Below are 10,238 nucleotides of genomic sequence, written 5' to 3'. Positions count from 1 at the left end.
CGACGACCTGGGCGCGGACTCGATGGTGATGACCCGCTTCTGCGCCCGGCTGCGCCGTCGCGAGGACCTGCCGTCGATCTCGATCCGCGACGTCTACGCCACCCCGACCATCGCCGGCATGGCTGCCGCGGCCGCCCCGGCGCCCACCCAGGCCTCCTCGCAGGCGCCCGTCGTTCCCGTCCGGCACAGCACGGTCGGGTACGTGCTCACCGGTGTGCTGCAGCTGCTGACCTTCCTGCTGTACGCCACCGGTGCCGGCTACGTGATGGACCGCGCCTACGTCTGGATCCAGGCGAGCAACGGGCTCCTGGACATCTACCTGCGCTCGGCCGTTGCCGGCGGGACCGCCTTCCTGGCCCTGTGCCTGCTGCCGATCGTGGCGAAGTGGGTGCTGGTCGGGCGCTGGAAGGAGGGCGAGATCCCGGTCTGGAGCCTGCGCTACTTCCGGTTCTGGCTGGTGAAGACGCTGGTCCGGGCCAACCCGCTGGCCCTGTTCGTGGTCGGCTCGCCGCTGTACGCGCTGTACCTGCGCGCGTTGGGGGCGAAGGTCGGGAAGGACGTCGCGATCTTCACCCGGCAACTGCCGGTCGCGACCGACCTGCTCACCATCGGCTCCGGCACCGTGATCCGCAAGGACGCGTTCCTGCTGGGCTACCGCGCGCACGCCGGGACGATCCAGACCGGGCGGGTCACGCTGGGCCGCGACGTCGTCGTCGGCGACAAGAGCGTGCTCGACATCGACACCGCCATGGGCGACGGCGCCCAGCTCGGTCACGCCTCGTCGTTGCACCGCGGACAGCGCGTGCCGGCGGCCCAGAGCTGGCACGGCTCACCCGCCGAGCCGACCGGCACCGACTTCCGCGCCGTTCCGACGGTCCGGATCCGCGCCCTGCGCAAGGTCACCTACGTGACGAGCCAGCTGGTCAAGCTGTTCGGGATCTACCTGCCGCTGGGCTTCGGCGGCCTGTTCATGCTGCTCACGCAGGTGCCGCGGTTCCGGGAGCTGCTGGAGCCCGGCGCCGTGGCCCACACCACCGCGCGGTTCTACCTGAACGCGATGGCCGACTCGGCCCTCCTGGTCGTCGGCGGCCTGTTCCTCGGGCTCCTGGTGGTGTTCACCGTGCCGCGGCTGCTGGCCCCGTTCGTGCGGCCGGACCGCGTGTACCCGTTGTACGGGCTGCGGTACTCGCTGCACCGCACGATCACCCGCCTCACCAACGTCCGGCTGTTCGTCTACCTCTTCGGCGACAGCTCCTACGTCGTCAACTACCTCTACCTGCTGGGCTACGACCTCGGGCGGATCGAGCAGACGGGCTCGAACTTCGGCGCCCAGTTCGCCCACGAGTCGCCGTACCTCACGTCGGTGGGGACCGGCACGGTCATCGCCGACGGTCTGTCGGTCGTCAACGCCGAGTTCTCCCACAGCTCGTTCCGGACCTCGCGGGTCGCGATCGGCGCGCACAACTTCCTCGGCAACAAGATCGCCTACCCGGTGGGTGGCCGCACCGGCGACGACTGCCTGCTCGCCACCAAGGTCGCGGTGCCGGTCGACGGTCCGCTGCGCCAGGGCGTGGGGCTGCTCGGCTCGCCGGCCTTCGAGATCCCGCGCACCGTCCAGCGGGACCGGGTCCTGGAGATCGACGTCCGGGAGCGCCGCCGGCGACTGCGCCGCAAGAACGGCCACAACCTGCGCACGATCGCCCTCGTCCTGCTGGTGCGGTGGGCCCACGTGTTCGGCCTGCTGCTGCTCGGCCTGCTCGCGGTGGACCACTACCAGGACTGGGGTCCGGCCGCCTTCGCCGCGGAGGTCGTCACCAGCGTGCTGTTCACGGTCGGGTGGTTCGTGTTCTGGGAGCGGGTGTCGACGGGCTTCCGGCGGCAGCGCCCGCAGTCCTGCTCGATCTACGACCCGATCTTCTGGCGGCACGAGCGCTTCTGGAAGTTCATGGTGCCGTCGCTGGACCGCATGCTGGCCGGGACGCCCTACAAGAACCTGGTCAACCGCCTGGTCGGGACCCGCATCGGCCGCCGGGTGTTCGACGACGGGGCCATGGTGGTCGAGCACACCCTCACCGCGATCGGCGACGACTGCACCCTCAACGTCGGCACCGTCGTCCAGCCGCACTCGCAGGAGGACGGCGCGTTCAAGTCCGACCACGTCACCCTCGGCCGCGGCGTGACCATCGGGGTCAGCACCTTCATGCTCTACGGCGTCACCATCGGCGACGCCGTCGAGATCGCCGCCGACTCGTTCGTCATGAAGGGCGAGGAGATCCCGGCCGGGGCGCGATGGGGCGGGAACCCCGCTCGCGAACTTCCGCCGGGCCGGTAACACATCGCGCGACCAAGCCGATACGCAGCGTGACGGGTCGGGCGGCGTCGCCCCCGGCCGCCCGGCCCGTCGCCGGTACGTCCCATCGCTGCAGGAGGCGATCGCCCATCACCGACATGACGAACCCCCAGGGGTGCCGGCTCGACATCGAGGTCGGGGAGCGGACCGTCGTCCGGCTGTCCGGCGAGCTCGACACGGCCGACGCCCGCAGCGCACGGAAGCTGCTCACCGCCTACATCCGGGCCGGCACCACGATCGTCGTCGACCTCGTGGCGGTGACCTCCGTGGGCCCGAGCGGCCTCGCCGCGCTGGTCGACCTGCACCAGCTGGCCCGCCAGCAGGGCTCCCGCCTGGTCGTGGTGACCGGGAACGGTCCCGCGCAGCGCGCCCTGGAGGGCGCCGGCCTGACCGGCACCCTCGACGTCCGGGCGGTCCTCGCGGGGGACTGAGGGCTCCCGACGTGGTCCCGGCGGTGTGGACCACGGGAGCGGGCCCGATCAGCCCGGTCGCCGACGCGGCGACCGGGCCCGGAGCCGGACGGGGGGCGCCCCGGTCGTGCTCCACCGCGGGGCACCGGCCCCGCCTCCCGACCGTCCCGTCTCGCGGCCGTCGTCAGCAGGGCCCAACGGCCCGTCGCGGCAGGGCGGACGCCCCGCCCTGGCCGGACGGCCCGGAGCGGATCAGCTCCCGTCCGGCGTCGTGCGGCTGGCCGCGATGACCTCGGTCAGCACGGTGCGCAGGTGCTCGAGGTCGGAGAGGGGCATCCCTAGCCGGTCGATGATCGCCGGCGGGATGCGCTCGGCCCGCGCCCGCAGCGCCCGGCCCTCCACGGTGAGGCCGACGGCGAGCATGCGCTCGTTGCCCGCGACCCGCCTCCGGGTGACGTAGCCGGCGGCCTCCAGCCGCTTGAGCAGCGGGGACAGGGTCCCGGGGTCGAGCGCCAGGGCCGCGCTCAGGTCGGTCACGGAGCGGGGCGAGCGCTCCCAGAGCGCCAGCATCACCAGGTACTGCGGATGCGTGAGGCCCATCGGCTCGAGCAGCGGGCGGTACAGCGCGATGACGTTGCGCGCCGCCACGGCCAGCGCGAAGCAGACCTGCCGGTCGAGCTTCAGCAGATCGGTTTGTGCGACGGTCGCGAGGTCACCCTCGACACGTCGTCCGGAGTCGCTCACGGGGCCAGTGTACGATCCTTGGTGCGCAAAGTGTTGGGGTGAGGATGATGACCGGAACCGTCAGGCCGAATCCGCTGCGGTGGCTGCTCTACGCCTACGGGGCCGGGCTGCCCCCGCGGCACAAGGAGTGGGTGCTGCACGACGTGACCACGCCGAGCTGGCGCTGGCGCCACATGGCGCGCGCGACCGCGCAGCTGGCCCCGATCGCCGTGCTGCTGTACGTCTTCATCCCCGGCGAGCCCTGGGTCCGCGCGATGGCGGTGCTCGGCGGCCTGCTGATCGGCTACTTCTACTCGTTCGCGTACATGTACGAGTCGACCGAGCACCGGGCGGTCAAGGCGGGCTACCCGCAGGGTGGCGCCGCGGCGGTGCGGGCCGAGGCGCACGCCGACGAGCGCCGCGAGCAGGAGGAGCGCTACGCCGCCCGCTGGCGGCAGGAGGGCTGATCCGCGCGCTCGCCCCAGGCCGGGCGTCCGCGTGGGGTGAGCGGCCGTCGCATAATGGCGAGGTCGCGGCCGCTACTCCATCAGTGTTCAAAGGTTTGACGAGGTCTGGCGTTCGTCGCGCCGGGGCTCTACCGTCTCTCAGTAGTCAAACCTTTGATCGTCGCTCGGCGATCGGGATCCGAGACCTCCCAACGACGGGAAGGGGCTGCCGACGCAGACCCCGCTCGTCCCGAAAGGACGCCTCCCATGGCCAAGCCCTTCGCCTCCTCCGCCGACACCGCCGCCAAGGAGCAGACCCTCGAGGTCCTCGCCGACGGCGTCTACGCCCTGACCGCCGAGGGCGACCCGAACATCGGCGCGGTCGAGGGAGAGGACTTCCTCGTCTGCTTCGAGGCCCTCGCCACCCCCGTCGCCGCCGAGAAGTGGCTGGCGACGCTGCGCGAGCACACCGACAAGCCCGTTCGCTACCTGGTCCTGAGCCACTACCACGCCGTCCGGGTCCTCGGCGCCAGCGCGTTCGACGCCGAGACGATCGTGTCCCACGAGATCACCCGCGACCTGGTGGCCGAGCGGGGCAAGCAGGACTGGGAGTCCGAGTTCGCGCGGATGCCGCGGCTGGCCGAGGCCGCGGACTCGGTGCCGGGGCTGACCTGGCCCACGCTGACCTTCGCCGACCGGCTGACCATCGACCTGGGCGGGGACCGGGGTGACCTGGTGCTGCAGTACCACGGCCGGGGGCACACCGAGGGCGACATCACCGCCTGGCTGCCGCGGCAGCGGATCCTGTTCGCCGGCGACCTCGTCGAGGCCGAGGCGGCGCTCTACACCGGCGACGCGTTCCACCGGGACTGGGCGGGGGACACGCTCGACCGCGTCGCGGCGCTGGGTGCCGAGCAGCTCGTCGGCGGGCGCGGCGCCGTCACACAGGGCCGCGCCGCCGTCGACGCGGCGATCGCGCAGACCCGTGGGTTCCTGCAGGTGATGATCCGCGAGGTCGGCGGGGTGCAGCAGCGCGGTGGCACGCTGAAGGAGGCGTTCGAGGCCACCCACGCCGCGCTGGTGGACGACTACGGGCAGTGGCCGATCTTCGAGCACTGCCTGCCCTTCGACGTCTCGCGGCTGTGGGACGAGCTGTCGGGCGTCGAGCGCCCGGTGATCTGGACGGCCGAGCGCGACCAGGAGGTCTGGGCCCAGCTGCAGGGCTGAGCGCGGTCGCACGACTTTCGCAGGACTCGCGACGACGGGAGTACCTCATGACCACCGCACCTCGCCCGCGGAGCGGGGACCGAGCGGCGGGCCCCTGGCCCACCGCACCGGTGCTCGTCCTGGGCGCCGGCCCGGTCGGCCAGACCACCGCCCTGCTGCTGGCCCGGTGGGGCGTGCCGACCGTGGTCCTCGACCAGCGCCCCGAGCGGGACATGGTCGGCTCCAAGGCCATCTGCCAGCAGCGCGACGTCCTCGACGTGTGGGAGGCCGTGGGCGCCGGCCGGCGGATCGCCGCGGAGGGCGTCACCTGGACGACCGCGCGCACCTTCCACCGCGACCGGGAACTGTTCGCGATGGAGTTCGCCGATCCCGGGCGCCCGGCGTTCCCGCCCTTCGTCAACATCTCCCAGACGCGCACCGAGGAGATCCTCGACGAGTGCATCGCCGCCGAACCCCTGGTGGACCTGCGCTGGCGGCACCGCGTCGTGCACGTCGAGCAGGACGACTCCGGGGTCCGCGTCCGTCTCGACGACGGCCGGGAGCTGGCCGGCTCCTACCTCGTCGTCTGTGCCGGGGCCCGCAGCGACGAGCTGCGCGCGCTGCTCGGGGTGCGCTTCGACGGGCACTCCTTCGACGACCGCTTCCTCATCTGCGACATCCGCGCGGACCTGCCCGGCTGGGCCTCCGAGCGGCGGTTCTACTTCGACCCGGAGTGGAACCCGGGCCGGCAGGTGCTGATCCACCCGTGCCCGGACTCGACCTTCCGGATCGACTGGCAGGTCCCCGCGGACTACGACCTCGACGCCGAGGTCGCCTCCGGGGCGCTGGACGCCCGGATCCGGCAGATCATCGGCGACCGGGACTACGACATCGTGTGGAAGTCGGTGTACCGCTTCCACTCCCGCGTCGTGGACCGGATGCGCTGCGGCCGGATCCTCGTGGCGGGCGACGCGGCGCACCTCGTGTCGCCGTTCGGGGCGCGGGGCCTGAACTCCGGGGTCGGCGACGCGGAGAACGCGGCGTGGAAGATCGCGTACGTCGGGCACGGCTGGGCCCCCGAGGAACTGCTGGAGAGCTACCACACCGAGCGGCACGCCGCGGCCGTGGAGAACATCGCGGTGACCACGGCGACCATGGACTTCCTGGTGCCGCCGGACGAGGCCCGCGCCCGGCACCGCGCCGAGGTCCTGAGCCGCGCGGCGACGGAGGCCGAGGCTCGTGCGCAGGTCGACTCGGGCCGGCTGTCCGAGCCGTTCTGGTACGTCGACTCCCCGCTGACCGGCGCGGACCCGCGGCGCCCCTTCGGCGGGCGGCCGCCGCGCGGGCAGGTCCCGCCGGCCGGACCGGGGGTGCTGCTGCCCGACGCGCCGGTCGTCGTCGCCGGGGCAACGGCCGCCGGGCGGGCCCGGGCACTGGCCCGCGCGGGCTTCCTGCTCCTGACCGGCGTTCAGGTGGACGTCGCCGCGGTCACGCGGGCCGCGGAGGCGGCGCCCGGCCCGGTCCGGGTCCTCGCCCTGCACGAGATCGACCCCGAGGGCGCGCTCACCGCGGCGCTCGCGGCCCGGCCCGACGAGGTCTGGGTCGTGCGTCCCGACGCCCACGTCGCCGCCGTCCTCGCCGACCCGGCCACTGCCGAGATCATCGCGGCGCTGCACCGCGCCGCCGCCCACCCCGTCACCCGGGAGGAGAGCCACGATGGCGTACTACAGGCGAGTCGGTGACGTCCCGCCCAAGCGGCACACCCAGCACCGGACCGCGGACGGCGGCCTGCACTCCGAGGAGCTGATGGGGGAGGAGGGGTTCTCGTCGGACTCCTCGCTGCTCTACCACCTCGGGGTGCCGTCGGCGATCGTCGACGCCACGCCGTGGGAGCTGCCGGACCAGACGCTCACCGAGAACCGGCCGCTGATCCCGCGCCACCTCGCGCTGCACCGGCTGACCAGCGACGACTGGAAGGCCGTGGACCCGGTGACGGGCCGGCGACTCGTGCTGGGCAACGCCGACGTGCGGATCTCGTACGTCGCGGCGGGGGAGACGTCGCCGCTGTACCGCAACGCGGTGGGCGACGAGTGCGTGTACGTCGAGTCCGGCACCGCGACGATCGAGACGGTGTTCGGCGTGCTGCAGGCGGTGCGGGGCGACTACGTGATGATCCCGCGCGCGACGACGCACCGGTGGATCCCGACGGGCCCGGACCCGGTGCGGCTCTATGCGATCGAGGCGAACTCGCACATCGCGCCGCCGAAGCGGTACCTGTCCCGCTTCGGCCAGTTGCTCGAGCACGCGCCGTACTGCGAGCGGGACCTGCACGGGCCCGCAGAGCCGGTCGTGGTGGAGGGATCCGACGTGGAGGTGCTGGTCAAGCACCGCGGCTCTGCTCGATCATCTGGCAGCGGGATCACCGGCACCCGCTACGTGTACCCGACGCACCCGTTCGACGTGGTGGGCTGGGACGGGTGCCTGTACCCGTACACGTTCAACATCGCCGACTTCGAGCCGATCACGGGGCGGGTGCACCAGCCGCCGCCCGTGCACCAGGTGTTCGAGGGCAGCAACTTCGTGATCTGCAACTTCGTGCCGCGCAAGGTGGACTACCACCCCCTGGCGGTCCCCGTGCCCTACTACCACTCCAACGTGGACTCCGACGAGATCATGTTCTACTGCGGCGGGAACTACGAGGCGCGCAGGGGCTCCGGCATCGCGCAGGGCTCGATCAGCCTGCACCCCGGCGGGCACTCCCACGGCCCGCAGCCGGGGGCGGCGGAGCGGTCGCTGGGCGTCGAGTTCTTCGACGAGCTGGCGGTCATGGTGGACACGTTCCGGCCGATGGAGCTGGGCGAGGGCGGCATCGCCGCCGAGGACGACGCCTACGCCTGGACCTGGGCGGGGCGCGGTCCGGCGTCATGACCGGCCCCGTGCCGGCGCGCGTACCCGCCGTCGTCGCCGGGCTGTGCGACGACGCCGCGGTCTTCCCGCCCGGCCTCACCCCGGTGCCCGAGGCGGTGCGGGCCTACCGCGACCGGCGCGACGCCTGGTACGCCGGGCTCGTCGGGCCGCTGGTGCTGGCCGCGGCCGCACTGCCGCAGCTGGACCCACTGCTCGCGCCGGATGATCGGCTGCCGCTGTCGGTGACCCTGCCCGGCGGGCCGGTGGCCCTGCCCGGCGTGCTGGCCGGGTGCGACCGGCTCCCCGTGGAGCTGCGCTCGGTCGAGGTCGCGGTGCCGGAGGGCATGGCGACGTCGCAGTTCCTGGACCTGCTCGCCGCGGGTCTGGAGCGCGCCGGGGACCTCGACGTGTACGTCGAGGTGCCCCGCGACCTGCGCCGTCCCGCGGTGCTGGAGGCGCTTCCCGGCGCCTACCGGGCCAAGTTCCGGACCGGGGGCGTCCGGGCCGACCTCCACCCGGACGAGGCCGAGCTGGCCGCCGCGGTCGCGGCCGTCGTCGGGGCCGGGGTGCCGTTCAAGGCCACCGCCGGGCTGCACCACGCTGTGCGCAACACCGACCCGACCACCGGGTTCGAGCAGCACGGCTTCCTCAACCTCCTGCTCGCCACCGACGTCCTGGCCCGCGGCGGCCCCGAGGGCGACGCCCGCGCCCTGCTCGCCGAGCGCGACGGGGCCGCCGTCGCCGACCGGGTCGCAGGCGTGGGGCCGGAGGTGCGGGCCCTGTTCACGTCGTTCGGCACCTGCAGCATCACCGAGCCGCGCGACGAGCTGATCGACCTCGGCGTGCTGGCCGCGCCGATCCCGGAAGGAGTGCGTTCGTGAGTGTCGTCGAGGTCCCTGCCGGCTCGCCGTTCGGGCCGGAGAACCTGCCCTACGGTGTCTTCTCGGTCGCCGGCCGCGCCCCGCGCGTCGGGGTGCGGTGGGGCGACAGCGTGGTCGACCTCGCCGTGCTGCTCGGCGACACCGGGGAGGACGCGGTCTTCGCCGCCCCGTCGTTGAACCCGTTCATGGCGCAGGGCCCGGACCGGTGGGCGCAGGTCCGGGAGCGGATCGCCGCGCTCGTGACCGGGGACGTGCCCGACCCGGCCCTGCACCCGGTCCGGGACGTGACCCTGCACCTGCCGTTCGAGGTCGCCGACTACGTCGACTTCTACGCCTCGGAGCACCACGCGTCGAACCTGGGGCGGTTGTTCCGGCCGGACGCCGAGCCGCTAATGCCGAACTGGAAGCACCTCCCGGTCGGCTACCACGGCCGGGCGGGCACCGTGGTCGTGTCCGGGACCGACGTCGTGCGCCCGTGCGGGCAGCGCAAGGCGCCGGACGAGGCGGCGCCCTCGTTCGGGCCGTCGCGGCGGTTGGACATCGAGGCCGAGCTCGGCTTCGTCGTCGGCGTCGGCTCCGAGCCGGGCGGCCGGGTCGGGGTGGACGAGTTCGCGCGGCACGTGTTCGGGGCGGTGCTGGTCAACGACTGGTCGGCCCGCGACATCCAGGCCTGGGAGTACGTGCCGCTGGGCCCGCACCTGGGCAAGAGCTTCGCCACCTCGGTCTCGCCGTGGGTGGTGCCGCTCGCTGCGTTGGAGGCGGCCCGGGTGCCGCTGCCGGGGCAGGACCCGCAGCCGTTGGAGTACCTGCGCGGCGGTGAGGACTGGGGCCTGGACGTCGAGTTCGTGGTGGAGTGGAACGGGGACGAGGTCTCCCGCCCGCCCTACCGCGAGATGTACTGGTCCCCGGCGCAGATGCTGGCGCACATGACGGTCAACGGGGCCTCGGCGCGGACCGGGGACCTGTTCGCGTCGGGCACGATCTCCGGGCCGGAGAAGCAGCAGCGGGGCGCGTTCATCGAGCTGACCTGGGGCGGACGGGAGCCCGTCGTCGTGAAGGGGGAGGAGCGGACCTTCCTGCTCGACGGCGACGAGGTCACCATCTCCGCCACCGCTCCGGGGCCGGACGGCTCCCGGATCGGGTTCGGCGAGGTCACGGGCCGGATCGCACCGGCCTCCTGACGAGGCTCACTCCCTGCTGTCGACGCCCGCGCGACAGACTACGGACCGTCACCGGGCTAACACGCGGCGGGGCCGCGGCGAGGGACACCATGAGAGGGCGGCGTCCAGAAGGGGGGTCCGGACGCCGCCCGCTC

The 10,238-nt window shown here is 73.3% G+C and carries 9 protein-coding genes; 8 read left to right on the top strand and 1 reads right to left on the bottom strand.

Annotated elements, in window-relative coordinates; all coding sequences use genetic code 11:
• Positions 1 to 2,332, top strand: a 2,332-nt coding sequence (locus LWC33_RS30950) for a Pls/PosA family non-ribosomal peptide synthetase (protein ID WP_233308245.1), incomplete at its 5' end; no start/stop codon positions are given.
• 116 nt (positions 2,333 to 2,448) lie between these two features.
• A complete protein-coding gene (locus tag LWC33_RS30945) occupies positions 2,449 to 2,781 on the top strand; it encodes an STAS domain-containing protein (protein ID WP_233308244.1) in 333 nt (110 codons plus the stop codon).
• A 231-nt stretch (positions 2,782 to 3,012) separates the two neighbouring features.
• Here the strand turns inward: LWC33_RS30945 and LWC33_RS30940 are convergent, their stop codons facing one another.
• Positions 3,013 to 3,504 carry a MarR family winged helix-turn-helix transcriptional regulator gene (locus tag LWC33_RS30940; protein ID WP_372476728.1) on the bottom strand — a complete coding sequence of 164 codons (492 nt, stop codon included), beginning with the start codon at positions 3,502 to 3,504 and terminating at the stop codon, positions 3,013 to 3,015.
• Between the two features lie 47 nt (positions 3,505 to 3,551).
• On the opposite strand from LWC33_RS30940, the gene LWC33_RS30935 reads away from it, so the two are divergent.
• The 6 genes from LWC33_RS30935 to fahA all read left to right on the top strand — a co-directional run bounded on the left by LWC33_RS30935 (position 3,552) and on the right by fahA (position 10,104).
• The gene (locus LWC33_RS30935) at positions 3,552 to 3,950 is read left to right on the top strand and encodes a DUF5313 family protein (protein WP_233308243.1); all 399 of its coding nucleotides are present in this window, start codon (positions 3,552 to 3,554) and stop codon (positions 3,948 to 3,950) included.
• Between the two features lie 246 nt (positions 3,951 to 4,196).
• The gene (locus LWC33_RS30930) at positions 4,197 to 5,156 is read left to right on the top strand and encodes an MBL fold metallo-hydrolase (RefSeq protein WP_233308242.1); all 960 of its coding nucleotides are present in this window, start codon (positions 4,197 to 4,199) and stop codon (positions 5,154 to 5,156) included.
• Positions 5,157 to 5,203: 47 nt separating this feature from the next.
• Complete coding sequence (locus LWC33_RS30925) at positions 5,204 to 6,877, top strand: FAD-dependent monooxygenase (RefSeq protein ID WP_233308241.1); 1,674 nt, start codon at positions 5,204 to 5,206, stop codon at positions 6,875 to 6,877.
• On the top strand, positions 6,852 to 8,063 hold the full coding sequence (locus LWC33_RS30920) for a homogentisate 1,2-dioxygenase (RefSeq protein ID WP_233308240.1): 1,212 nt from the start codon (positions 6,852 to 6,854) through the stop codon (positions 8,061 to 8,063). Before LWC33_RS30925 ends, LWC33_RS30920 begins: the two co-directional genes overlap by 26 nt.
• Positions 8,060 to 8,923: a hypothetical protein gene (locus LWC33_RS30915; RefSeq protein ID WP_233308239.1), complete on the top strand. Its 864-nt coding sequence runs from the start codon at positions 8,060 to 8,062 to the stop codon at positions 8,921 to 8,923. The genes LWC33_RS30920 and LWC33_RS30915 overlap by 4 nt, the downstream gene beginning before the upstream one ends.
• Positions 8,920 to 10,104 carry a fumarylacetoacetase gene (gene fahA / locus LWC33_RS30910; protein WP_233308238.1) on the top strand — a complete coding sequence of 395 codons (1,185 nt, stop codon included), beginning with the start codon at positions 8,920 to 8,922 and terminating at the stop codon, positions 10,102 to 10,104. The genes LWC33_RS30915 and fahA overlap by 4 nt, the downstream gene beginning before the upstream one ends.
• The last annotated feature ends 134 nt before the right edge of the window (positions 10,105 to 10,238 follow it).

Origin of the sequence: Pseudonocardia terrae, assembly GCF_021343995.1 — a bacterium.
GTDB classification, from domain to species: domain Bacteria; phylum Actinomycetota; class Actinomycetes; order Mycobacteriales; family Pseudonocardiaceae; genus Pseudonocardia; species Pseudonocardia terrae.
Note: the sequence above shows the minus strand (reverse complement) of the source record. Positions and strands in the feature narration are given on the sequence as shown.